This window comes from Streptomyces durhamensis (assembly GCF_000725475.1).
GTDB classification, from domain to species: Bacteria; Actinomycetota; Actinomycetes; order Streptomycetales; family Streptomycetaceae; genus Streptomyces; species Streptomyces filipinensis.
In genome coordinates, this window is sequence record NZ_JNXR01000013.1 from 57,722 (window position 1) to 82,986 (window position 25,265).

The 25,265-nt window shown below is 70.7% G+C and carries 30 protein-coding genes; 20 read left to right on the forward strand and 10 right to left on the reverse strand.

Translation table 11 applies throughout. The features are described from left to right. Positions 1-73: 73 nt before the first annotated feature. Positions 74-511 (reverse strand): hypothetical protein, encoded by a 438-nt coding sequence (locus IO33_RS0119780; RefSeq protein ID WP_003974483.1) that lies wholly within the window; start codon positions 509-511, stop codon positions 74-76. A gap of 571 nt (positions 512-1,082) precedes the next feature. On the opposite strand from IO33_RS0119780, the gene hemL reads away from it, so the two are divergent. The 8 genes from hemL (at position 1,083) to IO33_RS0119835 (ending at position 9,280) form a co-directional block, all read left to right on the forward strand. Beyond that, positions 1,083-2,399, forward strand: a complete 1,317-nt coding sequence (hemL, locus tag IO33_RS0119795) for a glutamate-1-semialdehyde 2,1-aminomutase (protein WP_031166774.1) — start codon at positions 1,083-1,085, stop codon at positions 2,397-2,399. A gap of 47 nt (positions 2,400-2,446) precedes the next feature. Next, the gene (locus IO33_RS0119800) at positions 2,447-3,106 is read left to right on the forward strand and encodes a histidine phosphatase family protein (protein WP_051926878.1); all 660 of its coding nucleotides are present in this window, start codon (positions 2,447-2,449) and stop codon (positions 3,104-3,106) included. 148 nt (positions 3,107-3,254) lie between these two features. After that, positions 3,255-4,517, forward strand: a complete 1,263-nt coding sequence (locus IO33_RS0119810) for a polysaccharide deacetylase family protein (RefSeq protein ID WP_031166778.1) — start codon at positions 3,255-3,257, stop codon at positions 4,515-4,517. A 103-nt stretch (positions 4,518-4,620) separates the two neighbouring features. Further along, positions 4,621-5,211, forward strand: a complete 591-nt coding sequence (locus IO33_RS0119815; protein WP_209438884.1) for a TlpA family protein disulfide reductase — start codon at positions 4,621-4,623, stop codon at positions 5,209-5,211. A gap of 1 nt (position 5,212) precedes the next feature. Continuing rightward, positions 5,213-5,980 carry a cytochrome c biogenesis CcdA family protein gene (locus IO33_RS0119820; RefSeq protein WP_031166783.1) on the forward strand — a complete coding sequence of 256 codons (768 nt, stop codon included), beginning with the start codon at positions 5,213-5,215 and terminating at the stop codon, positions 5,978-5,980. Between the two features lie 3 nt (positions 5,981-5,983). Next, positions 5,984-7,699, forward strand: coding sequence for a cytochrome c biogenesis protein ResB (gene resB, locus IO33_RS0119825; RefSeq protein ID WP_031166785.1), 1,716 nt, complete (start codon positions 5,984-5,986; stop codon positions 7,697-7,699). After that, on the forward strand, positions 7,696-8,778 hold the full coding sequence (ccsB, locus tag IO33_RS0119830; protein WP_031166787.1) for a c-type cytochrome biogenesis protein CcsB: 1,083 nt from the start codon (positions 7,696-7,698) through the stop codon (positions 8,776-8,778). The genes resB and ccsB overlap by 4 nt, the downstream gene beginning before the upstream one ends. Before the next feature lie 25 nt (positions 8,779-8,803). Continuing rightward, a complete protein-coding gene (locus IO33_RS0119835; protein WP_245235837.1) occupies positions 8,804-9,280 on the forward strand; it encodes an SRPBCC domain-containing protein in 477 nt (158 codons plus the stop codon). A gap of 15 nt (positions 9,281-9,295) precedes the next feature. Here IO33_RS0119835 and IO33_RS0119840 read toward each other — a convergent pair whose 3' ends face one another. From IO33_RS0119840 to IO33_RS0119855, 4 genes are all read right to left on the reverse strand, one after another. Beyond that, positions 9,296-10,711, reverse strand: a complete 1,416-nt coding sequence (locus IO33_RS0119840) for a condensation domain-containing protein (RefSeq protein WP_031166791.1) — start codon at positions 10,709-10,711, stop codon at positions 9,296-9,298. A 166-nt stretch (positions 10,712-10,877) separates the two neighbouring features. Beyond that, the gene (locus IO33_RS0119845; RefSeq protein ID WP_031166794.1) at positions 10,878-11,843 is read right to left on the reverse strand and encodes an isopenicillin N synthase family dioxygenase; all 966 of its coding nucleotides are present in this window, start codon (positions 11,841-11,843) and stop codon (positions 10,878-10,880) included. Then, positions 11,836-12,285: a nucleoside deaminase gene (locus IO33_RS0119850; protein ID WP_031166796.1), complete on the reverse strand. Its 450-nt coding sequence runs from the start codon at positions 12,283-12,285 to the stop codon at positions 11,836-11,838. The genes IO33_RS0119845 and IO33_RS0119850 overlap by 8 nt, the downstream gene beginning before the upstream one ends. Before the next feature lie 51 nt (positions 12,286-12,336). Then, complete coding sequence (locus IO33_RS0119855; protein WP_031166798.1) at positions 12,337-12,930, reverse strand: TetR/AcrR family transcriptional regulator; 594 nt, start codon at positions 12,928-12,930, stop codon at positions 12,337-12,339. Between the two features lie 87 nt (positions 12,931-13,017). Here IO33_RS0119855 and IO33_RS0119860 point away from each other — a divergent pair, with 87 nt between their 5' ends. Then, positions 13,018-13,773, forward strand: a complete 756-nt coding sequence (locus tag IO33_RS0119860; RefSeq protein ID WP_245235838.1) for an LppU/SCO3897 family protein — start codon at positions 13,018-13,020, stop codon at positions 13,771-13,773. A gap of 124 nt (positions 13,774-13,897) precedes the next feature. On the opposite strand, the gene IO33_RS0119865 is transcribed toward IO33_RS0119860, so the two are convergent. From IO33_RS0119865 to IO33_RS0119875, 3 genes are all read right to left on the reverse strand, one after another. Then, a complete protein-coding gene (locus tag IO33_RS0119865; protein ID WP_031166802.1) occupies positions 13,898-14,251 on the reverse strand; it encodes a hypothetical protein in 354 nt (117 codons plus the stop codon). Continuing rightward, on the reverse strand, positions 14,248-14,955 hold the full coding sequence (locus tag IO33_RS0119870) for a DUF6232 family protein (protein WP_245235839.1): 708 nt from the start codon (positions 14,953-14,955) through the stop codon (positions 14,248-14,250). Before IO33_RS0119870 ends, IO33_RS0119865 begins: the two co-directional genes overlap by 4 nt. Before the next feature lie 131 nt (positions 14,956-15,086). Next, positions 15,087-16,061: a quinone oxidoreductase family protein gene (locus tag IO33_RS0119875; protein ID WP_031166805.1), complete on the reverse strand. Its 975-nt coding sequence runs from the start codon at positions 16,059-16,061 to the stop codon at positions 15,087-15,089. A gap of 122 nt (positions 16,062-16,183) precedes the next feature. Here IO33_RS0119875 and IO33_RS0119880 point away from each other — a divergent pair, with 122 nt between their 5' ends. Next, on the forward strand, positions 16,184-16,507 hold the full coding sequence (locus tag IO33_RS0119880; RefSeq protein ID WP_031166807.1) for an ArsR/SmtB family transcription factor: 324 nt from the start codon (positions 16,184-16,186) through the stop codon (positions 16,505-16,507). Positions 16,508-16,601: 94 nt separating this feature from the next. On the opposite strand, the gene IO33_RS0119885 is transcribed toward IO33_RS0119880, so the two are convergent. Next, on the reverse strand, positions 16,602-16,880 hold the full coding sequence (locus IO33_RS0119885) for a PLD nuclease N-terminal domain-containing protein (protein WP_031166810.1): 279 nt from the start codon (positions 16,878-16,880) through the stop codon (positions 16,602-16,604). 114 nt (positions 16,881-16,994) lie between these two features. Here IO33_RS0119885 and IO33_RS0119890 point away from each other — a divergent pair, with 114 nt between their 5' ends. Continuing rightward, positions 16,995-17,483: a DUF3515 family protein gene (locus IO33_RS0119890; RefSeq protein ID WP_031166812.1), complete on the forward strand. Its 489-nt coding sequence runs from the start codon at positions 16,995-16,997 to the stop codon at positions 17,481-17,483. A gap of 7 nt (positions 17,484-17,490) precedes the next feature. On the opposite strand, the gene IO33_RS0119895 is transcribed toward IO33_RS0119890, so the two are convergent. Further along, positions 17,491-18,057, reverse strand: coding sequence for a TlpA family protein disulfide reductase (locus tag IO33_RS0119895; protein WP_037685702.1), 567 nt, complete (start codon positions 18,055-18,057; stop codon positions 17,491-17,493). A gap of 87 nt (positions 18,058-18,144) precedes the next feature. On the opposite strand from IO33_RS0119895, the gene IO33_RS0119900 reads away from it, so the two are divergent. The 9 genes from IO33_RS0119900 to IO33_RS0119940 all read left to right on the forward strand — a co-directional run bounded on the left by IO33_RS0119900 (position 18,145) and on the right by IO33_RS0119940 (position 25,261). Continuing rightward, positions 18,145-19,596: a menaquinone biosynthesis decarboxylase gene (locus tag IO33_RS0119900; RefSeq protein WP_031166816.1), complete on the forward strand. Its 1,452-nt coding sequence runs from the start codon at positions 18,145-18,147 to the stop codon at positions 19,594-19,596. Further along, a complete protein-coding gene (mqnP, locus tag IO33_RS0119905) occupies positions 19,593-20,495 on the forward strand; it encodes a menaquinone biosynthesis prenyltransferase MqnP (RefSeq protein WP_031166818.1) in 903 nt (300 codons plus the stop codon). The genes IO33_RS0119900 and mqnP overlap by 4 nt, the downstream gene beginning before the upstream one ends. A gap of 79 nt (positions 20,496-20,574) precedes the next feature. After that, the gene (locus IO33_RS0119910) at positions 20,575-21,222 is read left to right on the forward strand and encodes a UbiX family flavin prenyltransferase (protein ID WP_031166820.1); all 648 of its coding nucleotides are present in this window, start codon (positions 20,575-20,577) and stop codon (positions 21,220-21,222) included. Between the two features lie 76 nt (positions 21,223-21,298). Beyond that, positions 21,299-21,754 carry an Lrp/AsnC family transcriptional regulator gene (locus IO33_RS0119915; protein WP_031166822.1) on the forward strand — a complete coding sequence of 152 codons (456 nt, stop codon included), beginning with the start codon at positions 21,299-21,301 and terminating at the stop codon, positions 21,752-21,754. A gap of 38 nt (positions 21,755-21,792) precedes the next feature. After that, the gene (mqnE, locus tag IO33_RS0119920) at positions 21,793-22,956 is read left to right on the forward strand and encodes an aminofutalosine synthase MqnE (RefSeq protein WP_031166824.1); all 1,164 of its coding nucleotides are present in this window, start codon (positions 21,793-21,795) and stop codon (positions 22,954-22,956) included. Between the two features lie 31 nt (positions 22,957-22,987). Further along, positions 22,988-23,650 (forward strand): UdgX family uracil-DNA binding protein, encoded by a 663-nt coding sequence (locus tag IO33_RS0119925; RefSeq protein WP_031166826.1) that lies wholly within the window; start codon positions 22,988-22,990, stop codon positions 23,648-23,650. 16 nt (positions 23,651-23,666) lie between these two features. Next, positions 23,667-24,191: a GNAT family N-acetyltransferase gene (locus IO33_RS0119930; protein WP_031166829.1), complete on the forward strand. Its 525-nt coding sequence runs from the start codon at positions 23,667-23,669 to the stop codon at positions 24,189-24,191. 75 nt (positions 24,192-24,266) lie between these two features. Beyond that, positions 24,267-24,566, forward strand: a complete 300-nt coding sequence (locus tag IO33_RS0119935) for a DUF4229 domain-containing protein (RefSeq protein WP_031166831.1) — start codon at positions 24,267-24,269, stop codon at positions 24,564-24,566. Positions 24,567-24,613: 47 nt separating this feature from the next. Then, positions 24,614-25,261 (forward strand): TetR/AcrR family transcriptional regulator, encoded by a 648-nt coding sequence (locus tag IO33_RS0119940; protein WP_031166833.1) that lies wholly within the window; start codon positions 24,614-24,616, stop codon positions 25,259-25,261. Positions 25,262-25,265: the final 4 nt, after the last annotated feature.

A 25,265-nucleotide genomic window follows, 5' to 3' on the forward strand; every position in this document is an offset into this window, starting at 1 on the left:
GCTCTCGGCGCATGAAAGGCGCATGAAAAAGGCGGGGTCCGAAAACCCCGCCCGTACACGACGAAACCCCGGCTCAGGGCCAGACCAGGCAATAAGGCTGGTGCCCCGCCTCATGCAACCGGTGGCTGAAGTCCTGCCACTCGTGAAGCAGCTGATACACGTTGAACGCATCGCGCGGACCGCCGCGGTCCGGGACCGTCGACCAGATGAAGGCCGCCGCGCCGACCGCCTCCTCGCCGATGCCGCGCAGGGGGTCGACGACGGTCATGGGGAGTTTGACGACCGCGTAGTCGGGGTGCAGGACGACCAGTTCCAGGGGCGGCACCTTGTGCAGGGGGACGCCCTCGATGCCGGTCAGGACCATCGCGGCCATCGTCTCCGGCTTGATCTTGGTGAACATGCCGTTCATGCCCAGCTCGTCGCCGCCGAGTTCCTCGGGGCGCATCGAGATGGGGACGCGGGCCGCGGTCGCGCCGTCAGGCGCGCCGAAGTATTTGTACGTCACCCCCACCCGACCACCCTTCCTGCTCCCCGCCGTCAGGCGGTCGGCCCGGTGGTCCGAACGGCGGTCGACCGGTCGCTCCAGCTGGCGGTCCAGCTGCCGATCACCCTGCCGGTCGTGCCGCTCGGGCTCGCTCGGTACATCCTGTGTCCGACGTGCGTCGCTCTGCCGCGCTTCGGTCGATTCCTCCGCGTCGCGCCGGTGCCTTCCCCGCCGGGCACGTCGAGGACCCAGGTCATCAGTCCCCTCGCCCAGTCCGCCACCGCGATGCATATCTCCACCCGACTGCTTTTCTAGGACGCGTGGCCCCCGCCGCGCAACCCGATCATCGTGTCAGTGACCTCCCCCACGGCCGCCCGCCGAAACGTGCGGTGGAACAACAGTCCACGGGTTCTTGTCCGGCCTCTGATCATTACGTGCGTAAGAGCTGTGTGTATCAGGGCTCAGTCTCGCAGATGGCGGATGGCGGCGCTTGGATCTTGAGGCGGACCACGCGCCCGCCGGGCCGCGGCCTACCCTGAGGAGGTCACCCAAGCAGCCGGAGTCCGAGAAGCCGGAGAAGCAGCAGGTCATGAGTGCCCTGAGTGAAACGCCCTATCCCTACGACGCGCCGGCCTCCCAGGCGCTCTTCGACCGCGCCTCCGCCGTCGCACCCGGCGGCGTGAACTCGCCGGTGCGGGCCTTCCGCGCCGTCGGCGGCACGCCCCGGTTCATGGTGTCGGGGAAGGGGGCCTACCTGACCGACGCCGACGGGCGGGAGTACGTCGACCTGGTCTGTTCCTGGGGGCCCATGATCCTGGGGCACTCGCACCCCGAGGTCATCGCCGCCGTCCAGGAGGCCGTGGCCCGCGGCACGTCCTTCGGCACGCCCGGCGAGGGCGAGGTCGCGCTGGCCGAGGAGATCGTCGCCCGGGTCGAGCCCGTGGAGCAGGTGCGGCTCGTCAGCAGCGGCACCGAGGCGACCATGAGCGCCATCCGGCTCGCCCGTGGGTTCACCCAGCGGTCCAAGGTGATCAAGTTCGCCGGCTGTTACCACGGTCACGTCGACTCGCTGCTCGCCTCGGCCGGCAGCGGCGTCGCGACCTTCGCGCTGCCCGACACCCCGGGTGTCACCGGTGCCCAGGCCGGCGACACGATCGTGCTGCCGTACAACGACCTGGAGGCCGTGCAGGAGGCCTTCCACCGGCACCCCGGTGAGATCGCGTGCGTGATCACCGAGGCCTCGCCGGGCAACATGGGCGTCGTACCGCCGGACCCCGGGTTCAACCAGGGGCTGCGGGACGCCTGCCGGAAGAACGGCGCCCTGTACATCTCCGACGAGGTGATGACGGGCTTCCGTACCAGCCGCGCCGGGTGGTACGGGATCGACGGGGTCAAGCCGGACCTGATGACCTTCGGCAAGGTCATGGGCGGCGGCTTCCCGGCCGCGGCGTTCGGCGGGCGCGCCGATGTGATGGCCCACCTCGCCCCAGCCGGTCCCGTCTACCAGGCCGGCACCCTCTCGGGTAACCCGGTCGCCACCGCCGCCGGGCTCGCCCAGCTGCGGCTGCTGGACGACGCCGCCTACGAGAAGGTCGACGCGGTCTCCGCGCAGATCCAGTCCCTGGTCGGCGAGGCGCTGAGCAAGGAGGGCGTCGCGCACCGGCTGCAGACCGCCTCCAACATGTTCTCGGTGTTCTTCACCGACCGGCAGGTGCGCACCTACGAGGACGCCAAGCGGCAGGACTCGTACCGCTTCACCGCGTTCTTCCACTCGCTGCTGTCGAACGGCGTCTACCTGCCGCCGTCGTCCTTCGAGTCCTGGTTCGTGTCCACGGCCCACGACGAGCGGGCCATCCAGAAGATCGCCGACGCCCTTCCGGCGGCGGCCCGGGCGGCTGCGGAGGCCACCGCGTGAGCATCAGCAACGGCAGCAGGGACAAGGACGTCACGGTCGTCCACCTCATGCGGCACGGTGAGGTCGCCAACCCGGACGGGATCCTCTACGGGCGGCTGCCCGGGTACCACCTGTCCGAGCTGGGCCGGCAGATGGCCGACCGGGTGGCCGAGCACCTCGCCCCGCGGGACGTCACGTACGTCTGCGCCTCGCCGCTGGAGCGGGCGCAGGAGACGGCCACCCCGATCGCCAAGGCGCACGGTCTCGACCTGGACACGGACGAGCGGCTCATCGAGGCCGACAACGTCTTCCAGGGCAAGACGTTCGGCGTCGGGGACGGTGCCCTGCAGCGGCCCGAGAACTGGAAGCACCTGGTCAACCCGTTCAAGCCGTCCTGGGGCGAGCCGTACGTCGACCAGGTGGTGCGGATGATGGGCGCGCTGAACGCGGCCAAGGACCAGGCGCGCGGGCACGAGGCGGTGCTGGTCAGCCATCAGCTGCCGATCTGGATCGTGCGGTCCTACGTCGAGCGGCGGCGGCTGTGGCACGATCCGCGCAAGCGGCAGTGCACGCTCGCCTCCCTGACGACTTTCACATATCTGGGCGACAGGATCGTGTCGGTCGGCTACAGCGAGCCCGCGATCGATCTCGTCCCGGCCCATCTGCGGGCCGGTGCCAAGCCGCAGAAGGGCAAGGGCACCGCTCAGGGGAAGGCCTTCGGGGCCTGAGACAGGGGTTTCTGACGGTCCGTTTGGTGTGTCTTAGCGCGCTTTTTCGGTATCCGTTACGAAAACCATACAAATCAGCGGAACCTCCTCGTTCGTCGCGCCCTCTGACTGGGTGACCATCAGCAGGCGCGACGAATCGGGGATCTCCATGCGCACCGTCTCCCGGAACCTCTCCCGCAGGGGAATGCTCGGACTCGGCGCGGGTGCGGCGGCCGCCGCCACCCTGGCGGGCTGCGGGAGCCACACGTCATCCGACGGTGCCGGGCACCCGAACGGTTCCGGGCAGGGGAAGAACGGCCAGGGCGGCGGGAGCGGTTCGCATCCGGCCAAGCCGATCGGGGACGGTTCCACGTCGTTCACGGGCAAGCAGGCGCACCAGCCGGCCAAGCCCGAGCCGCTGGAGCCGGGCCAGACGCCGCCGCAGTTCGTCATCTTCTCCTGGGACGGCGCCGGCGAGGTCGGCAACGGACTCTTCCCGCGCTTCCTGGACCTCGCCAAGCAGCACGGCGCGAGCATGACCTTCTTCCTCTCGGGGCTGTATCTGCTGCCCGAGTCGAAGAAGCGGCTCTACGAGCCCCCGAACAACCCGCGCGGCGCCTCCGACATCGGCTACCTCACCGACGAGCACATCAAGGCGACGCTCGCCAACGTGCACCGGGCGTGGCTGGAGGGCCACGAGATCGGCACCCACTTCAACGGGCACTTCTGCTCCGGCCACGGCACCGTCGGCAACTGGACCGCACAGCAGTGGAAGAGCGAGATCGAGCAGGCCAAGGCGTTCGTGAAGCAGTGGCGGACCAACACCGGCTGGCACGACCTGCCCTCACTGCCCTTCGACTACGACAAGGAGCTGGTCGGCGGCCGTACGCCCTGTCTCCTCGGCCAGAACAACCTGCTGCCCACCGCCCGTGAGCTGGGCTGGCGCTACGACGCCTCCTCGCCGGGCGGCCGTCAGGTGTGGCCGGACAAGAAGCTGGGCATCTGGGACCTGCCGCTGCAGCAGATACCTTTCCCCGGACGTTCCTTCGAGGTGCTCTCGATGGACTACAACATGCTCGCCAACCAGTCCGTGAACTCCACCAAGGCGCCCGCCTACAACTACCCGGGCTGGCGCAAGCAGTCCGCGCAGGCGTACATAGCGGGCTTCCAGCGGGCATACGAGACAAACCGGGCGCCGTTCTTCATAGGTAACCACTTCGAGCAGTGGAACGGCGGCATCTACATGGACTCCGTCGAGGAGGCCTTCAAGCACATCGCGCGCGAGAAGGAGAAGGGTGCGGACGTGCGGATGGTCTCCTTCCGGCAGTTCGTCGACTGGATGGACGTACAGAAGCCCGAGGTGCTGGCCAAGCTGCGCACGCTGGAGGTCGGGCGGCAGCCCGCCGGTGGCTGGAAGCAGTTCCTCGCCTAGTCCGCTGCCGGAAATGTCCCGTGTAAATAGCTCCTGAAATGCGGTTTTCCGCCCGACAGGGGGGCGCGCGAGATCCTCGGAAACGGCATGCGAAACTTTTCACATGAGTACCCGTAGCCGCGCCGTCCTGCTCAGCGCCGTGGCCGCCGCCCTGGCCCTGACGCTGTCCGCGTGCGGCAACGGCGGCACCTCCGGCGGCGGTGGCAACACCAACTTCGTCACCGGCAACAACGGCATCGCCACCGCTGCCCCGGGCAAGCGCGCCCCGGCCCCGGACCTGTCCGGCAAGACCATCGACGGCAGGACGCTGGACGTGGCCGACTACAAGGGCCAGGTCGTCGTCATCAACGTCTGGGGGTCGTGGTGCGGCCCGTGCCGCGAGGAGGCGCAGTACTTCTCCAAGGTGTCGAAGCAGTACCAGGGCAAGGGCGTGCAGTTCGTCGGCATCAACACCCGGGACACCAGCACCACCCCGGCGATCGCCTTCGAGAAGGAGCACGGGATCGGCTACCCGAGCCTGTACGACCCGACGGGCAGGCTGATGCTCCGCTTCAAGAAGGGCACGCTCAACCCGCAGCTGATCCCCTCCACGCTCGTCATCGACAAGCACGGGAAGGTCGCCGCGCGGGCCCTGGAGGCGCTCGACGACACCTCCCTGCTGAAGATGCTCAAGCCGGTCCTGGCGGAGAAGTGACGTGAGCGCGACGCTGACGCTGGCGTTGGGCCAGAACCAGACCGTGATGCACGGCGCCCTGTTCATCGCCGCGCCGATCGCCCTGCTCGGCGGGCTCGTCTCCTTCTTCTCGCCCTGTGTCCTGCCCCTCGTCCCCGGCTACCTCTCCTACGTCACCGGAGTCGCCGGCACGGACCTGGCCCAGGCCCGGCGCGGGCGGATGGTCGCCGGGGCCTCCCTGTTCGTGTTCGGCTTCAGCGCCGTGTTCGTCTCCAGCGGGGCGCTGTTCGGCTACTTCGGCCGCAACCTGGTCGACTACCAGGACACGCTCTCCAAGGTGCTCGGCGTGCTCATGATCCTCATGGGCGTGTTCTTCATGGGGCTGCTGCCCGGCCTGACCCAGCGCGAGTTCCGCTTCCACCGGCGGCCGGTGACCGGCCTGATGGGCGCGCCGCTGCTGGGCGCGCTCTTCGGTATCGGCTGGACTCCCTGTCTCGGACCGACCCTGTCGTCGGTGAACCTTCTCGCCATGACCGAGTCCAGCGCCGGGCGCGGCGCACTCCTGCTGGTCGTCTACTGCGTCGGTCTCGGCATCCCCTTCGTCCTCACCGCGGTCGCCTTCCGCAAGGCGCTCGGCGCCTTCGGCTGGGTCAAGCGCCACTACGCCTGGGTGATGCGCGTCGGCGGCTCGATGATGATCGTGACCGGAGTGCTGCTGCTGACCGGTGCGTGGAGCAGCATGGTGCAGCAGTTGCAGATCTGGTCCGGCGGCTTCGATGTGGGGATCTGACCGATGAGCAAGACCGAAACCGACAAGAGCCAGGACACCGACAAGAGCCCGGACCAGGAGGACCTCGGCGCGGCCGGCTCCCAGCTGTCCACCGCGCCGCGGGAGGAGCTCTCCCCCGTGCCCGGCCTCGGCGTCATCGGCTGGGCCCGCTGGTTCTGGCGGCAGCTGACCTCCATGCGGGTCGCGCTGCTGCTGCTCCTGCTGCTCTCGCTCGGCGCGATCCCCGGCTCGCTGATCCCGCAGACCGGCGCCGACCTCAACAAGGTCGACGACTTCCGCAAGGCCCACAAGACGCTCGGTCCGATCTACGACAAGCTCGGCCTGTTCCACGTCTACAGCTCGGTGTGGTTCTCCGCGATCTACATCCTGCTGTTCGTCTCCCTCATCGGCTGCATCGTCCCGCGCACCTGGCAGTTCGTCGGCCAGCTGCGCGGCCGGCCGCCGGGCGCGCCCAAGCGGCTGACCCGGCTGCCCGCGTACACCACCTGGCGCACCGAGGCCGACCCCGAGCAGGTCCGCGAGGCCGCGCTCGCCCTGCTGAAGAAGCGCCGCTTCCGCGCGCATGTGGCCGGGGACGCCGTCGCCGCCGAGAAGGGCTATCTGCGCGAGGTCGGCAACCTGGCCTTCCACATCGCGCTGATCGTGCTGCTCGTCGCCTTCGCCTCCGGCCAGCTGTACAAGTCGGACGGCACCAAGCTGATGGTCGAGGGCGACGGCTTCTCCAACGCGCTGCCGATGTACGACGACTTCAAGTCCGGCAGCCTGTTCCAGAACGACGACCTGGTGCCGTTCAGCTTCGACCTGAAGGACTTCAAGGGCACCTACGAGCTCACCGGCCCGAACAAGGGCACACCGCGCACCTACCAGGCGAAGATCGACTACAGCGTCGGGGCGTACGGCAGGCAGAAGCCGACCACGATCAAGGTCAACGAGCCGCTGCACATCGGCGACGCCAAGGTCTACCTCGTCAGCCACGGCTACGCGCCCGTCATCACGGTCCGCGACGGCAAGGGCAAGGTCGTCTACCGTGCCGCCACACCGCTGCTGCCGCTCGACGGCAACGTCACCTCCAACGGCGTGGTCAAGGTGATGGACGGCTACCGCAACGCCCAGGGCCAGAAGGAGCAGCTCGGCTTCCAGGCCTTCTTCGTGCCGACCTTCGACCCGAAGAGCGGCACGATGCTCTCGCAGTTCCCGGCACTGGTGAACCCGCTGCTCGCGGTGAACGCCTACCACGGCGACCTCGGCGTCGACAGCGGTACGCAGAACGTGTACCAGCTGGACAAGACGCACATGAAGGCGTTCAAGGACGGCAAGGGCCAGCTGCTGAAGAAGCTCCTGCTGCCGGGCGACACGCTCACGCTGCCGAACGGCGCCGGGTCCGTCACCTTCGAGAAGAACATCAAGGAGTGGGCCGGCTTCGAGATCGTCCAGGAGCCGGGCGGCGGCTGGGCGCTCGGCGGTGCCCTCACCGCGATCTTCGGTCTGGCCGCGTCCCTGTTCATCCAGCGCCGCCGCGTGTGGGTGCGGGCGGTGCGCGGCGCGGACGGCGTGACGGTGGTCGAGATGGCCGGGCTCGGCCGCAGCGAGTCCGCCAAGGTGCCCGAGGAACTGGGCGCACTCGCCGGAACCCTCTACGACCAGGCGCCGGGGGCACCCGAACCCGACGACGACTCCACCGAATCTCCCGTCGTACCTGCCGAAGGGGCTGAGAAGTGACTCTCGCCGCCGCAACCAACGAACACCTCGCGAGCATCAGCAACACGCTGATCTACTCGTCGATGGCCGTCTACACCCTGGCCTTCTTCGCCTACATCGCCGAGTGGCTCTTCGGCAGCCGCAGCAAGGTGGCCCGCACGGCCGCCGCGCTCACGGCGCAGACCGGGACGGCCCAGGGCCCGGCCGTCACCGTCAAGCAGGCCGGCGGGGGCACCGCCGTGCTGGAGCGGCCCAAGGTCGTCGTGCGGTCGGCGTCGGGCGCCCGGGACGTGCCGGACGGGCCCGGCGCGCACGGCGGTGACGTCCAGGGCGACCTCTACGGCCGTATCGCCGTCTCGCTCACCGTGCTCGCGTTCCTCGTGGAGCTGGTGGGCGTCGTCTGCCGCGCGGCCTCCGTGCAGCGGGCGCCGTGGGGCAACATGTACGAGTTCAACATCACCTTCTCCACGGTGGCCGTCGGCGTGTACCTGGCGCTGCTGGCACTGCGGAAGAACGTGCGCTGGCTCGGGCTGTTCCTGATCACCACGGTCCTGCTCGACCTGGGTCTGGCCGTCACCGTCCTGTACACCGCGAGCGACCAGCTGGTGCCCGCGCTGCACTCGTACTGGCTGTACATCCACGTCTCCACCGCGATCTTCTGCGGCGCGGTCTTCTACGTCGGCGCGGTCGCCACGATCCTGTACCTGTTCAAGGACGCGTACGAGACCAAGCTGCAGACCGGCGGCAAGCCCGGCGCGTTCGCCACCTCGGTGCTGGAGCGGCTGCCCGCCTCCGCCTCGCTGGACAAGTTCGCCTACCGGGTCAACGCGGCCGTCTTCCCGCTGTGGACGTTCACGATCATCGCGGGCGCGATCTGGGCGGGCGACGCCTGGGGCCGCTACTGGAACTGGGACCCGAAGGAGACCTGGTCCTTCATCACCTGGGTCGCCTACGCCTGCTACCTGCACGCCCGCGCGACGGCCGGCTGGAAGGGCCGCAAGGCCGCCTACCTGGCGATGATCGCCTTCGGCTGCTGGCTGTTCAACTACTACGGCGTCAACATCTTCGTCAGCGGCAAGCACTCCTACGCGGGCGTGTGAGCCCGGGGTCGGTGACACTGGTGTCATGAGCGGTTCCATCGAACAGGGCACCAGTCAGACCCACGGGAACACGCACATCCTCCACTTCCTGGTGCGGCTCCCGCGGCGCATGGAGGACGTCTGGGCGGCGGTGGCCACCCCCGAGGGACTCGGGGGCTGGTTCACCGCCGTCGACGTGCTGGAACCCCGGCTCGACGGCGCGGTCGCCCTGCGTGACGTGGGGGCGGGGCGGGTCACCGCGTGGGACGTCGACCGGGTCGCCGAGTACACCCTCGGCGCCGGCGGCCGGATCCGGTTCCATCTGGAGCGGGGCGGCGACGACAGCTGCGTGCTGCGGTTCACCCACGAGTTCCAGGGGGAGCGCGAGTCGGAAGCCGGCTGGCGTGCCCGGTTCGAGCAGCTGACGGCACGCCTGGGGTCCCCGCGGAGCCCTTCCGGATCCGCGCGGGAGGACCTTTCCGGGCAGGAGCCCGTGGAGCCCCTCCCCGGCCAGTTCACCTAGGCCCGCGGCGGCCGGTCAGGACACCGCCGAGAGGCTCCCGTGGGCCACCGAGGCGATGTGGTCGCGCAGCCGCTCCACGTACAGTCGCAGGTTCTTCGCCGCCACGTCCGTGTCCGGGTACCGGCTCGCCAGCCACAGCCCCTCGTGCAGCCGGTTCACCCACACGCACACCTGGTCGCCGTACGACACCCGCAGCAGTGCGTGCGCCCGCTGCCCGGCCCAGTGCTCGGCGCCGGGGACGGCCCGGGTGTCGACGTAGGAGACGATCGAGTGCAGGTCCGGGGAGGTCGGCCGGAAGTCCGTGCCGAGCAGCCGCAGCACCCGCGCGAGCGGCATCCGGGCCAGGGACCGGTTGGCCTGCAGCTCGGCGCGCACCGCCCGCAGGGTGTCGGGGAAGCCCGCCGTACGGCCGACCGGGACCTCGATGGGGGCGCCGCCCACGTACCAGCCCACCGAGTCGTTCCACCGCGACTTCACCCGGGTGTGGAACGGCACCACCGTCCGGTAGACCGACTGCCCGCCCAGCTCGTGCACGATCAGCCCGGTCGCGGCCAGCAGACCGACCATGCTGCCGCCGTACGGCCTGCAGTACGCCTCGAACGCCGCCGCCTCCTGCGCGTCCGCCAGCGGCTCGCACAGCATCCGCTGCCTCGGCAGCGGGTCGCCCGGCACCAGGCCGAGGTCGACCGGGAAGCCCGGCAGCGTGCCGTCGCAGCGCCGGATGAACGCGCGCCAGCGGTCGACGACCGCGTGCCGGCCGTCGATGCCGTCCGCGTCGGCCCGCTCGATCTCGCAGAAGTCGACGTAGCTGGCCGCCGGCGCCAGGGGGCCGGGCTCGGTGCCCGCCAGGGTCGCCGTGTACAGCTCGTGGATCTCGGCGGCGATCCGGGTCAGGGAGTACGCGTCGACGTTGCTGTGGTCGAACGCCATGTACACGCTGGCGCCGTCGTCCCGTACGACCGCCGTGTAGATCAGGTTCGGCCAGCGCAGCGCGTCCGCGACGGTGTCGAAGCGGTCCTGGAGGTGCTGGACCAGCTCGTCCGCGTCGTCGAAGTCGCCCGCCTCCTCCCGGTGCAGGGAGACGTCCGCGGCGTCCAGCGTGAACCGGCGCAGCTCGTCTCCCGAGGGTCCGGCCCAGCGGAAGCCGCTGCGCAGCGTCTCGTGCCGTACCGTCCAGGCGCGCAGCGCCTCCTGCAGCGCGTCGAGGTCGACCGGCCCCGGCAGGTCGAAGGCGGTGCCGAGCCAGGTCGGCACGAACAGCCCGTCCTCGCGGACGCACCTGGCCGTCCTGATGTGCGACTCCTGGATGTAGGCGGGCGGCCGGGAGTCCTCCGGCAGTGCCGTCGCCGCCGCCACGGTCGCCGGGCTCAGCGTCCACTCGACGAGCCGTCCTGGCCGGACCTCGCAGCGCTGGATGTCAGTGATTCGCACGCGTCTCCTATCGGCAAAAAAAGGGGGGCCCTGAATGCGGGCCCCCGTGAAGGCAATGCCGTGGGACGCGGCCGGGACATGCCCGCCCGCTTCAATTCAACGGATCGGGTGGCGGGCCGAACGCGGAAGTGAATAACCGACGGTGACCGGTGGGGCAGAGGTGGCGTCAGCCGACGGTGATCGAGTCGAGCTTCTCGCGCAGGTACACATGCGAGTCGACCGGCGGGTACGCCACCCGGCCCACCGGCGCCGGCACGGACTCCACCCGGGTGCCGGGGGTGCACTCGCCGAAGTACACGAGCGACATCAGCTCCTCGGCGGGCGCGTCGGCGGGCGGCGGCAGCACTCGGTGCCGCCCGGACCGCCACCGGTCGCCGGTCCAGCGGGCCAGGAGATCACCGACGTTGACGGTGAACGCGGCCGGGTCGTACGGCGCGTCCTGCCAGCCGCCCGCGTCGGTGTGGATCTGCAGTCCGCCCTTCCCGGCCTGCCGGTCGAGGATGGTCACGGTCCCGAAGTCGGTGTGCGGCCCGATCCGGAACTGCCCCGGCAGCGGCTCGCCCACCACCTCCGTGCCCGGGTACCAGTTGATGTTGAAGCCGTACGTCGGATGGTCCATGTGCCGCGAGAAGAAGTCGGGTTCCAGCCCCAGCGCGTAGCCCAGCAGTGACAGCAGCTCCTTCTCCAGGGCGGCCATCCTCGCCAGGTACCGGGTGCAGAGCGGCCGCAGTGCGGGGACCTCGGCGGGCCACACGTTGGGCGCGTACCACTCCGCGTTGACGACGGGGTCCTCGAAGGGCTCGTCCGTCGCGAAGGTCAGCGACTCCTTCAGGTCGGGCGGGGTCTCGGTGCCCTCCGCGTACCCGTTGGCCTCGGCGCCGGGCCCGAGCCAGCCCCGGCCGCCGACCTTCGCCGCGTACGCCTGCTTGGCCTCGGCGGGCAGGAGGAAGAACTCCCGCGCGGCCGCCCGGATCCCGGCCCGCAGCCCGGGGTCCACCCCGTGCCCGGTGACCAGCAGGAACCCGGCGGTCTGCAGCGCCTGGTCGACGGTTCGGGCCAGCGCGGCACGGGCCTGTCCGGCACCGCCCAGCCACGGCCCCAGATCGATGGTGGGAACGCGTGCGCTAGTCACCGATGTCCTCCTTCCACAGCTGCGGGTTGTCCTTGACGAAGGCGCGCATCATCGCGACGCACTCGGGGTCCTGGAGCAGCACGATCTCCACACCGTGCCCGGCGAGCCAGTCGTGGCCGCCGTGGAAGGTGGCCGCCTCGCCGATCACCACCCGGGAGATGCCGAACTGGCGGACCAGGCCGCTGCAGTACCAGCACGGGGAGAGCGTGGTGACCATGGTCGTGCCGCGGTACGAGCGCTGCCGTCCCGCCGCGCGGAACGCGGCCGTCTCCGCGTGCGCCGAGGGGTCGTCGTCCTGGACGCGGCGGTTGTGGCCGCGGCCGAGGAGGGTGCCGTCGGGGGCGTAGAGCGCGGCGCCGATGGGGATCCCGCCCTCGGTCAGTCCGGCGCGGGCCTCGTCGACGGCGGTGGCGAGCCAGGCGCGGGCCTGTCGTTCATCCATGGCTTCACTGTGCTGGTCGGCCGGGTGCGGGGCAACGGGGCAGGCCCCGCGCTAGCCCGCCACGGCCCGCCAGATCCGCTCCGGGAGCAGCACCGCCGCCTGGTCCAGGTCCACGTCGTCGATGCCGGACAGCCACCGGCGGGCGACCCCGATGACCGGACCGAGGATCAGTGACTCCAGCAGCGGCGCCGGCAGTGCGGCGAGGTCGCCGGAGTCCACGTACCGCCCCGCCCACTCGGCGAGCGGCGACAGCCGGGCCTCCTGGGCGTCCCGGAGGCGTTTGCCGTCGGCCATCCCCTGCCGGTCGGCGTACGAGGAGTGCAGCAGCAGGGCCGCCTCCCGGTGCTCCTGGACGAAGTTCAGGTAGGTCCTGACGAGGGCACGAATACCGGTGTGGGCGGTACGGGTGTGCTCCAGAGACGCGACCAGCTCGCCGAGCAGCCGGCCGAGCCAGCGGGTGAGCAGGGCGTTCATCAGCCCGTCGACGCCGCCGAAGTGGTGGTAGAGGCTGCCGAGGCTCACCCCGCTCGCGCGGGTGATCGCAGCGACCGTCAGCCCCTGCTCGCCCGACTCGCCGTACACCCGCAGGGCGGCGTCCAGGAGCTGTTCGACGGTGGCCTCGCCACGCTGCTGCTTGGGGCTCATACTGAAGTGCTTTTCTAGAAAGTTATTTTAGTTCTGTGGGCTGTCGGCCCACACTGGTTGTCTCATCCTCACATCCAGGAGCGGCTGGTGTCGTCACCCGAGAACCATGGAATCCCCGAGATCCCCGTCTCTCTCACCGCACAGCAGGCCGCCTCCGGAACGGTCCTCAGACTGCCGCCGGGCGCGGGCGTACCGCCCGTGCGGATACCCCCGGTCCGCGACGGCGACCTCGTCCGGCTGCGCACCGGCGACCGCGAGGTGCACCTGCGGATCCGCGTCACGCCGGCCGCCGCCGGAGCGGGCTCCGAGAAGAAGCAGGGCCTCGCCTGCCTGGGTGTGATCGGTGTCGTCGCCGTCGTCGTGCTGCTGCTGGTGCTCACGAACCGCGGCAGCGGCGACGACACGGCCGGCGACACGCTCAGCTCGTCGCCGTACTCACCGTCGTACCCGACCGCCACGGCGACCGGCGAGCCGTACAGCAGCGCTCCGGACACGAGCGACCCGTACGGCAGCGACCCGTACAGCAGCGACCCGTACGGCACCGGCGACCCCTACGGCACCCCGAGCCCGGACCCGAGCCCCTACACCTCGGGCACCTGCCTCAACGGCACCCTGCCCGACTCCACCACCGCGCAGTCCGTCAGCGGCGTGGACGAGGTCTCCTGCTCCGCGTCCGACGCGCACTACAAGGTGATCGAGACCATCCCGCTGACCTCGGACATGAGCCGCTGCAACGACAACCCTCAGACCGAGTACGCCTTCTCGTCCCGCTACACGATCAACGGGGCGACCATGAACGAGTACGTCTACTGCCTGGTCGGCCTCGGGTCGTACGCCCGCTGAAGCAGCGTGCGGGAAGCCGACCGACCCAGGGGGCTGGACAACCTCTCGCGGCTGCCCGCCGGGGACCGGGATCGCAGCGCCGCCGGCGGCAGCGTCAAGGTCGTCGCTGCCGCCGCCGTGGCGGCTATCCGCTGATCATCCCGATGACCGCCCGTACGGCCTCGGCCACCGGCCGGCCGACGGCTCCGACGGTGGCGGCGATCCCGGCGATCGCCATCAGCGCCCGGTGCCGCTCCTGGGCGGGCACGGCGGCGTCGGGACTGACGGCGGGCAGGGACTCGTCCAGCAGCTGGGCGTCGGGCGCCGGCACCTGGGTCCGCAACCGGGCGACCAGCCCGTTCAGTTCGGCCAGGGCGGCGGTGAGGGCCGGGTCCTGCTGCCCGGCTCCGGGGCCGCCCTGGTTCTTGACGATGCCCTGGTTGTTCCGGCCGCCGTACATGTTCACGTTGTCGCCGTAGTAGTGGTTGGTGCCGCTCATGCGCCGATCCCCACGTTTCCGCTGCCGCCGTACATGTTGACGTTGTCGCCGAAGTAGTAGTTCTTCGGCGAGACGGTGAGGCTCTCCACCAGCACCTTGAACTCGGTGTCCGGATGATCGATGGCGTAGGAGATCTGGCCGACGATCTGGTCCAGATAGCGCGGGTCCTTGCTGGTGACCAGCGCGGTGGACGTGCCCGAGGTCTCGACCGCGAGGACGTGGTGCGGGGCCGCGAACACGACGGAGAGCATGTCGATGAGGAAGAAGATCTCGGCGAGGACCGCCGCGATCCAGACGAAGGTGACATAGCCGGCCATACTGGAGTGCTGCGAGGTCTGTTCCCCGCTGTTGTCCAGCACGCGGGCGGGCAGGCTGGGCAGCATCGCGATGAACCCGACGATCAGCGTCCCCGCGGTGTACCGCAGGAACCGCAGCACCGCCTCCTTGCGCCTGGGCTGCAGGACGAAGGTGTAGACGCGGGCGATGTTCGCCAGCGGGTACACCGCCGCGCCGATCCACAGGATCCGCTTGCTGACCCGCAGATCGAGCCGGGAAGGGGCCGGACGGGCCGGCGGCGCGGGGACGTCCGGCGGGTGTGGCGTGGCGCCGGGCGCCGCGGGCGGTGCCGCGGGCGCTTCCCGCGGCGGGGCGGGTGCGGTCGGCGGATCCTGGGTCGGGCGCTCGGGTGGCGGGCCGGTCTGCATCTGCTTCTGTCCCCCAGTGGTCAGGCGATCCCTGGCAACTCAGCGACCACCATTAACAACGCCCCGGGTGCGCGATGGCAAGCCGTCCGTGCTCGCCAAGTGCCGTCAGTACGGGAGGAGTTGAGGTCGGCTCAGTCCGCGACCCGCAGCAGCAGCTTCCCCGTGCTCGACCGTCCCCCCATCAGCCGGTGCGCCTGCGCCGCCTCCGCCAGGGCGAACTCGGCCGTCACCGGCAGCGTCACCGTCCCGTCGGCCGCCTTGGCGAACGCCTGCTCCGACAGCCGGCGCAGCACGTCCGGCGCCGTGGCGGCCAGGGTCAGGATGGAGAAGCCGGACACCGAGACGCCGCGCGGGTACAGCTCGGGCTGGCCCACGGTCCACGGTTCGGCGCCGCTCGCGTTGCCGAAGGACACCAGGCGCCCGAAGACGGCCAGCGAGGCCAGTCCGGCGCGCAGGGTGTCGCCGCCGACGGGGTCCAGGACCAGGTCGGCGCCCCGCCCGCCGGTCGCCGCGCGCACCTGCTCCTGGAAGGCGCCGACGAACACCTCGTCGTACCCGTGGTCCTTGGCGTGGGCGGCCTTCGCGGCCGAGGACACCACGCCGTACACCGCCCCGGCGCCCGCCGCCCGGGCCAGTCGGCCGACCGCCGTACCGATGCCGCCGGCCGCGCCCTGCACCAGGACCGACTCGCCGGGCTGGAGCCGGCCGACGGTGTGGACGAGGGCGTACGCCGTGGGCAGCACCGCGGGCAGGGTCGCGGCGGTGCGCAGGTCCAGGCCGGAGGGGACCGGGAAGACGGTGGCCGCCTCGGCCACCGTCACCTCCGCGTACGCGCCGCCCTCCGTGAGCGCCATCACCTCCTGGCCGACGGCGAGGTCCGTGACGCCGGCGCCGATCGCGCGGACGCGGCCGGAGACCTCCACGCCGGGGACGTAGGGCAGCGCGGGCACCCGGTAGCCCTCCGAACGGGCCTTCAGGTCGGCGAAGTTCACCCCGGTGTAGGCCACGTCGATGCTCACCTGCCCGGGGCCGGGCTCCGGCACCGGGGCCGTCACCAGCCGCAGCACCTCGGGACCGCCGTACTCCTGGAACTCCACCGCGCGCATGCCGTACCCCCGGCTCCACTCGACTGTTCAATCAAAAGCGAACACCCGCGAGTGTATGGTTTTCATCGAACACTCGGCAAGCCCCCGCACGGGGACGACGGAGAAAGAGGGAGGGGACTCACGTGACCGCCAGCAGCCACCGGACCGCCCCGGACCACACCCACCCCGACGACGTCCCGGTGCAGACGGCCCTGGCCGCCCTCGCCGACCCGGTACGCCTCGTCCTCGTCAGGGAGCTGGCCGGCTGTGCCGACTGGAGCCGCAGCTGCGGCAGCTTCGACGTACCGGTGGGCAAGGCCGCCCTCAGCCACCACTTCTCGGTGCTGCGCGGCGCCGGGCTGGTGGAACAGCGCGACGAGGGCCCCAAGCGGGTCAACCGGCTGCGCCGGACGGAGTTCGACGCCCGCTTCCCCGGGCTGCTGGACCTGGTCCTCCGGGCCGACTGACCCGGCGGCCGGGCGGCTGAACCGCGGGCACCGGCGGCGCGGACGGGCCCATCGGCAGCGCTCCGCACCGCCCGGGCCTCCTCGGTCGGCGCCCTCAGGTGTCCCGGTCGTCCTTGCCCAGGGACTTGAGGAACTCGGGATTGTCGTCGGGCGCGACCCAGGCGGCGGCGGAACCGCCGGGCCGGGCCTGCCGCGCCCGGCCGGTGATCAGCCAGGCGACCGGGCCGACCAGTACCTCGCCGAAGAGCAGGATGACGACCACCCACACCACCTTCGGCAGATGCCGCACCTCTTCCTCGGGGGTGTTCAGGCAGTCCACGAAGGCGTAGATCCACAGGGCCAGGACCAGCAGGAACGGCAGATACCTGAGCATGGCGTGCGATCCCCCGACGAAGTGAGACGGCCCCGGTGACCGGGCCAGGGTAGCGGGTGGCCATGATGGATGCTCCATGATCGCTGCCCGGGGACCGGGGGAAAGGCGGCTGCGATGAGGACGCGTGCGCGCAGGAGGCGGGCGGCGGCCGCGGTGGCCGCCGGGGGGCTGGCCCTCGGTGGTGTGCTGGTCGCCCGGGAGCTGGCCTCGCCGGTGTTCGGCATGCGGCAGGGGCCGCTGGCGAAGGACCCGGCATGCGCCCGGATCGCCGCGCACTACCCGGACCGTCTGGACGGCGACCGGCGCGACCCGGTCAGTTACGAGGGACTCACGGCCTGGGGCCACGGGCGGGTCCGCCTGCGCTGCGGCCTCAACCCGCCCGCCCAGACGAAGGACCCGTGCATCGCCGTGAACGGCGTCGACTGGGTGCTGCGCGAGACCGCCGCGCGCGACGGACACGACGTCCTCGTCACCTACGGCCGCCGGCCCGCCGTCGAGATCACGCTCGCGGACTCGGTACGGCAGACCGACACCGTGCTGATGCGGCTGAGCCGGCTGGTCGCGCCGGTGCGGCAGACCGACCACTGCCTGGCCGCCCGCTGAGCCGCGCTCAGCGCCTCCCGTGCGTCTTCTCGGCGAGCAGCGGGCGCGTGATCGTGCGCACGTCCGCCTCGCTGAGCCTGACCAGGCCCTGCGCGGCGACCTTCCCGTCCCGGTCGATGAACAGCGTGTACGGCAGCGTCGACGTCTGGTACTTCGCGGGCAGCCGGTGGACGAGCTGCCGGCTGCCGGGGTCGTGCAGGCTCGGGTAGGCCAGCCGGTGATCGCCGGCGAACGCCCGGCCCTGGGACCGGTCGGCGTCGGTGTCCACGCCCAGCACCTGGACGCCCTTGGCCGCCAGGTGCCGCTGGGCCTCGGAGAGTTCGGGCGCCTCGGCACGACAGGGGCCGCACCAGGCGGCCCAGACGTTGAGGACGACGACCTTGCCGCGGTAGTCGGACAGCCGGATCCGGCCGCCGTCGAGCGCGGTGCCGGCGAGGTCGGGGGCTGCCTCACGGTCGGCGGCCGCGAAGTGGCGCACCGGGGATGCGGCGGAGCCGGCCGTGTCCTGCGGGGGCGCGCACGCGGCGAGCGCGAACAGCGGGACCAGGAGCCGTAACACGCGACGACGTCTCATGATCGCCGAGTATCCCAGCCGCGCCGCACCCCCGCGGGGCAGGGGTGGGCGCAGGGACGAAGGGGTAGGTCGGCGATACTTGACCGCATGGCTTACGACGATCTTCGCTCCCTGCTGCGGGCGCTGGAGCGCGAGGGCGACCTCAAGCGCATCAAGGCCGAGGTCGACCCCTGTCTGGAAGTCGGGGAGATCGTCGACCGGGTGCAGAAGTCCGGCGGTCCGGCCCTCCTCTTCGAGAACGTGAAGGGCTCGGCGATGCCCCTCGCGATGAACGTCTTCGGCACCGACCGGCGGCTGCTGAAGGCGCTCGGCCTGAAGTCGTACGGCGAGATCTCCGAGAAGATCGGCGGCCTGCTGCGGCCCGAGCTGCCGCACGGCTTCGTCGGCGTGCGCGAGGCCTTCGGCAAGCTCGGCGCGATGACGCACGTGCCGCCGAAGAAGGTCAAGGAGGCTCCCGCCCAGGAGGTCGTCCTGCACGGGGACGAGGTGGACCTCGACCGGCTCCCGGCACTGTTCACCTGGCCCCAGGACGGCGGCTCCTTCTTCAACCTGGGCCTCACGCACACCAAGGACCCGGAGACGGGCGTCCGCAACCTCGGGCTGTACCGCCTCCAGCGCCACGACCGGCGCACCATCGGCATGCACTGGCAGATCCACAAGGACAGCCGCAACCACTACCAGGTGGCCGCGCGCCGGGGGGAGCGGCTGCCCGTCGCCATCGCCTTCGGCTGCCCCCCGGCCGTCACCTACGCCTCCACCGCCCCGCTGCCCGGCGACATCGACGAGTACCTCTTCGCCGGGTTCATCGCGGGCAAGCGGATCGAGATGGTCGACTGCAAGACGGTGCCCCTGCAGGTGCCGGCCCAGGCCGAGGTCGTCCTGGAGGGCTGGCTGGAGCCGGGCGAGATGCTGCCCGAGGGCCCCTTCGGCGACCACACCGGTTTCTACACCCCTCAGGAGCCTTTCCCGGCGCTGAGGATCGACTGCGTGACGATGCGCAGGCGCCCGCTGCTGCAGTCGATCGTCGTGGGCCGCCCGCCCACGGAGGACGGCCCGCTGGGCAGGGCGACGGAGCGGTTCTTCCTCCCCCTGCTGAAGGTCATCGTCCCGGACATCGTGGACTACCACCTGCCCGAGGCCGGCGGCTTCCACAACTGCGCGATCGTCTCGATCGACAAGAAGTACCCGAAGCACGCGCAGAAGGTGATGCACGCGGTCTGGGGGGCGCACATGATGTCCCTGACCAAACTGATCGTGGTCGTGGACTCCGACTGCGACGTGCACGACCTGCACGAGGTCGCCTGGCGGGCCCTCGGCAACACCGACTACGCCCGTGACCTCACGGTCGTCGAAGGCCCCGTCGACCACCTCGACCACGCCTCCTACCAGCAGTTCTGGGGTGGCAAGGCGGGGATCGACGCCACGAAGAAGTGGCCGGAGGAGGGCTACACCCGGGACGGGGGCTGGCCGGACATGGTCCTCTCCGACCCCGACACGGCGGCCCTGGTGGACCGCCGCTGGAAGGAGTACGGCCTGTGAGCAGCGCCTCCGCAGCGATCCCGCAGCCGGGACGCACCAAAGCCTTCCTGCGCCTGGTGATGATCGAGCACTCGGTCTTCGCGCTCCCCTTCGCCTACATCGCCTCCCTCACGGCGATGTACGAAGGGGACCGCACCATCCACTGGGGCCGGCTGCTGCTGGTCACCATCTGCATGGTCGGCCTGCGCACGTTCGCGATGGCGGTCAACCGGATCATCGACCGTGAGATCGACGCCCGGAACCCGCGCACGGCCCACCGGGAACTGGTGACCGGCGCGATGTCGGTCCGGCACGCCTGGACGGGCGCCCTGATCGCCCTGGTGGTCTTCCTGGGCGCGGCGGCCCTGCTCAACCCGCTGTGCCTGGCTCTCGCCCCGGTGGCCGTCATCCCGATGGTGGTCTACCCCTACGGCAAACGCTTCACGAACTTCCCGCAGGCCATCCTCGGTCTCGCCCAGGCCATGGGACCCGTCGGCGGCTGGCTCGCCGTCTCCGGCTCCTGGAACCGGGACGCGGTGATCCTCGGCCTCGCGGTCGGCATCTGGATCGGCGGTTTCGACCTGATCTACGCCTGCCAGGACGTCGAGACCGACCGGGAGATCGGCGTCCTGTCGGTCCCGGCCCGCTTCGGCATCCCGGCGGCGATCTGGGGCGCGCGGGCCTGCCACACGATCACCACGGCCCTGTTCGTCTGGTACGCGGTGGCCACGGATGCCGGTGCCTTCTTCTGGCTGGGCCTGCTGATCGTCGCGGGCGCCTTCGTCTACGAACACCGCATCGTCCGCCCCCACGACCTGTCCCGCCTCAACAGGGCGTTCTTCTCGGTCAACGGCTTCATCGGCATTGCCCTGTTCGTGTGCGCCCTGCTTGATCTCCTGGTCCGCGGTCTGACCGTCTGACGAACCCCGGGCCACCCGGCCTGAGCAACTCCCGACCGACCGGTACGCTCAAGGTGTGAACGCAGGAGAAACGCAGCGCGTGCCTTGGATCGTGGGGGTGTCCGGTGCTTCCGGGACGCCGTATGCGGCAGCCGTGCTGCGGGCGCTGCTGGAGGCGGGCGAGGCGGTCGACCTGGTGGTCAGCCGGGCCTCGCGGCTGACGCTGCTGGACGAGACGGGGATCTCGTTCCGCGACGCCCACTGGCAGGACGACCTGCGGGAATGGCTGGCCCGGGGCGCCGACGGCAAGCCCGGGACCTTCGACGTGGACATCAGCGGGATGCGGCACTGGAGCGCGGGCGACCTCGCCGCCGGTCCGTCCTCCGGGTCGTACGCGGCGAAGGGGATGCTCATCGTGCCCGCCTCCACCGCCTGCGTGGCCGGTGTGGCGCTCGGGCTCTCAAAGGACCTGCTGCAGCGTGCGGCGAGCGTCACCCTGAAGGAGCGCCGGACGCTGGTCGTCTCGGTGCGGGAGACGCCGCTGAACGGGCAGACCCTGCGTCACCTGGTCGCGCTGGACGACGCCGGTGCCACCGTCGTACCGGCCTCGCCCGCCTTCTACGCGGGCGCCACGCACATCCAGGACCTGGTGGACTTCGTCGCCGGACGGGTGCTGGACGCGGCCGGTGTCGCGCACGGCCTGTACCGGCGGTGGCGGGGCGAGCTGGGCGGCGGTTCGGCGGACTGACGGACCAGCGGTTCGGCCGGGCACGTCGCAGTACCTCTCATCAACTCGGAACTCTTCAGCGGAAGGCTTCGATCGCATGGACGCGGTGGACAGGCAGCTCATCCAGGCCCTGAGGGAGAACGGCCGGGCCTCCTACGCGGAGCTGGGGCGCCTCGTCGGCCTGTCGGGCCCGAGCGTCACCGACCGCATCAACCGGCTGGAAGCGGCCGGTGTCATCACCGGTTACCGCGCCACGGTGAACGCGGCCTCGCTCGGCCTCGGCGTCACCGCGCTGATCGGCATCTCGCTCTCCGACGCGGCCGACCACGAGGACGTCGCCCAGCGGCTGCGGGACCTGCCGGAGATCGAGGACTGCTGGTTCATCGCCGGCGACGACTCCTACATGCTCAAGGTGCGCTCGTCCGACGTGGACGGTCTGGAGAGGACCATCCGGCGGCTCAGCGGCACCAAGGGCGTCTCGCGTACCCGTACCACCATCGTGCTGTCCACGAAGTGGGAGAACCGGGTCGGGGAGCTGCCCGAAGAGGTCTAGGGATACGGTTGGTCGGGCTGTCGTAGAAAGGTGTGGGTATGGACGTCGGGCTCAAGCGCGAGCTGGAGGAGAAGGTCCGCTCCGGTGAGCGGCTGACTCGCGAGGACGGCATCGCGCTGTACGAGTCGGACGACCTGGCGTGGCTCGGCGGCCTCGCCCACGAGGTGCGCACCCGCAAGAACGGTGACGTCGTGCACTTCAACGTCAACCGGCACCTGAACATGACCAACGTGTGCACGGCCTCCTGCGCCTACTGCTCCTTCCAGCGCAAGCCGGGGGAGAAGGACGCGTACACGATGCGCATCGAGGAGGCCGTCAAGCTCGCCAAGGCGATGGAGTCGGAGAACCTCACCGAGCTGCACATCGTCAACGGCCTGCACCCCAACCTGCCGTGGCGCTACTACCCGCGCTCCCTGCGCGAGCTGAAGGCCGCCCTGCCGCACGTCTCGCTGAAGGCCTTCACGGCGACGGAGATCCACCACTTCGAGACGATCAGCGGTCTGTCGGCCTCGGAGATCCTGGACGAGCTGATCGACGCGGGCCTGGAGTCCCTCACCGGCGGCGGAGCCGAGATCTTCGACTGGGAGGTCCGGCAGCACATCGTGGACCACAGGACCCACTGGGAGGACTGGTCCAGGATCCACCGCCTGGCGCACGAGAAGGGTCTGAAGACCCCGTGCACCATGCTCTACGGGCACATCGAGGAGCCGAGGCACCGCGTCGACCACGTTCTGCGGCTCCGCGAGCTGCAGGACGAGACGAACGGCTTCCAGGTCTTCATTCCGCTGCGCTACCAGCACGACTTCGTGGACATGAAGGACGGCAAGATCCGTAACCGCCTTCAGGCCCGTACCCAGATGGCGACCGGCGCGGAGGCGCTGAAGACCTTCGCGGTCTCCCGGCTCCTCTTCGACAACGTCCCGCACGTGAAGGTCTTCTGGGTCATGCACGGCGTGCAGACCGCCCAGCTGGCCCTGCAGCACGGCGCGGACGACATGGACGGCTCGGTCGTCGAGTACAAGATCACGCACGACGCGGACAACTACGGCACGCCGAACAAGCTGACCCGTGACGACCTGCTGGACCTGATCCGGGACGCCGGTTTCCGCCCGGTGGAGCGGAACACGCGGTACGAGATCATCCGCGAGTACGACGGCCCCGACCCGGCGCGCCGCGAGTCCCCCCAGCCGATGCGGGTGTGAACAGGGCGTCCTGAGGGGGTACCCGGCAGCGGTGAGTTCCCGTACGACTGCCCCCGAAGACGCCTACACGGCGGCGCCTTTCGTCCCGGAGGGCGCCGGTCTGTCCGCCCTGCGCAGGGCCGCGGCCGGCTGCCGGGGCTGCCCCCTGCACCGGGACGCCACGCAGACGGTGTTCGGCGCGGGCGACGCGCACGCGCGCGTGATGCTCGTCGGGGAACAGCCCGGTGACCAGGAGGACCGCCAGGGCAAGCCGTTCGTCGGTCCCGCGGGAAGACTGCTCGACCGCGCCCTGGAGGAGGCCGGCATAGACCCGGCGGACGCGTACGTCACCAACGCGGTCAAGCACTTCAAGTTCACCCGGGCCGAGCCCCGCAAGCGCCGGATCCACAAGGCGCCGAGCCTGCGGGAGATGACCGCGTGCGGGCCGTGGCTCGCGGCGGAGCTGGCGCTGGTCGAGCCCGAGTTGATCGTGGTGCTGGGCGCGACCGCCGGCAAGGCGCTGCTGGGGTCGTCGTTCCGGGTGGGCGAGGTCCGCGGGACGGTGCTGGAGGAGGAGATCCACGGGCGGCCGGAGCGGCTGGTGCCGACCGTGCACCCGTCGTCGGTGCTGCGGACGCAGGACGACGAGGACAGGAAGGCCGCGTACCAGGGGCTCGTCGCCGATCTGAAAGTGGCTGCGCGCGCCCTTGGGTAATAGGTACAGTGCCCAAATGCCGCTTACCTTCACTCTGGACCCCGCCATCACTCCCACCTTGCGCGACGGCGTCCTCGACCTGTGGACGGACGTCTCCAACGCGGGCGGCGCCGTCGGCTTCGTACCGCCGGTCGGCCGGGAGGACGTCCGGCCGGAACTGGTGAAGCACTTCGTGGCCATGGCCGAGGGCCGCCACCGGCTGCTCGTCGGCTGCGACGAGACGGGCCGGCCGGCCGCGACCGCCTTCTTCTCCTTCAACACGCACCGGCTGCAGAAGCACTGGGTGTGGCTGTACACGGTGATGGTCCACCCCAGGCACCAGGGCAAGGGGTACGGCCGCGACCTGCTGGCGGCCGCCGCGGACGCGGCCCGCGCCTTCGACGGCGTCGACGCGATACGGCTGACCTGCCGGGGCGGTCTGGGTCTGGAGCGGTTCTACGGCTCCTGCGGCTACAAGGAGGTCGGCCGGGTGCCGGGCGCCATCCGGGTGGCACCCGGCGACGACCGCGACGACGTGATCATGCTGCTGCCCCTCGGCTGACCCCCTTGCAAGATCCCGTCGCGGGCGTGCTTCACTGGACGATGACCCCTTTTGGAATCGGACGAGTGGATTGAGATGCTCCGCTACACGCTGATGCGCCTCGGCATCTTCGCCGGCTGCCTCGTGGTCGTCTGGGGAGCCGTCTACTCCGGCATCTTCCCGCGCGGTTTCGGCAGCTCCAACTTCCTGTGGGTGCTGCTGCTGTCGCTGGTGCTGTCGGCGCCGATCAGCTGGGTGGTGCTGCGCAAGGAGCGGGACCGGGCCTCGGTGCACATCGTGAACCGCGTCGACCGGATGAAGGCGAACCTGGACGCCAACCGCAACCAGGAGGACCTCGCCGACGACACCGCCCGGGCACAGGGCCAGCCCTCCTGACCGACGGGACGGCTCCCGGCGCCCTGGGCCGCAATTAGTCTTGCCCCATGGGTGGGGCGAAGACCAGACGGATGCCGCGTGCGGTGCGGGAGCAGCAGATGCTCGACGCCGCCGTGCGGATCTTCGGCCAACGCGGCTACATGGCCGCCTCGATGGACGAGATCGCCGAACTCGCGGGCGTGTCGAAGCCGTTGGTCTATCTGTACCTGAACTCCAAGGAAGACCTCTTCACCGCCTGCATCCGGCGCGAGGCCACCGCGCTGACGCAGGCCGTCCGCGCCGGGGTCCGCACCGACCTGCCCGTCGACCGCCAGCTGTGGGACGGGTTGCAGGCCTTCTTCGCGCACACCGCCGAGCACCCCGACGCCTGGTCGGTGCTGCACCTCCAGGCCCGTACGCACGGGGAGCCCTTCGCGGGCGAGGTCGCCGCGATGCGCGAGGAGATCGTCGCGTTCGTGACCCGGCTGGTCGCCGTCGCCGCACGCGAGGCGCACCGAGATCCCGATCTCGCCGAGCACGAGGTCGCGGGGCTCGCCGAGGCGCTGGTCGGCGCGGCGGAGTCACTGGCCTCCTGGGCCAACGCCACGCCCGGAGTCACCGCCCGGTCGGTGACGGTCACCTTGATGAACGTCGCCTGGGCGGGCCTGGGCAACCTGATGCGGGGGCGTCCCTGGGTTCCGCCGGCGGAGGTCTAGCGCC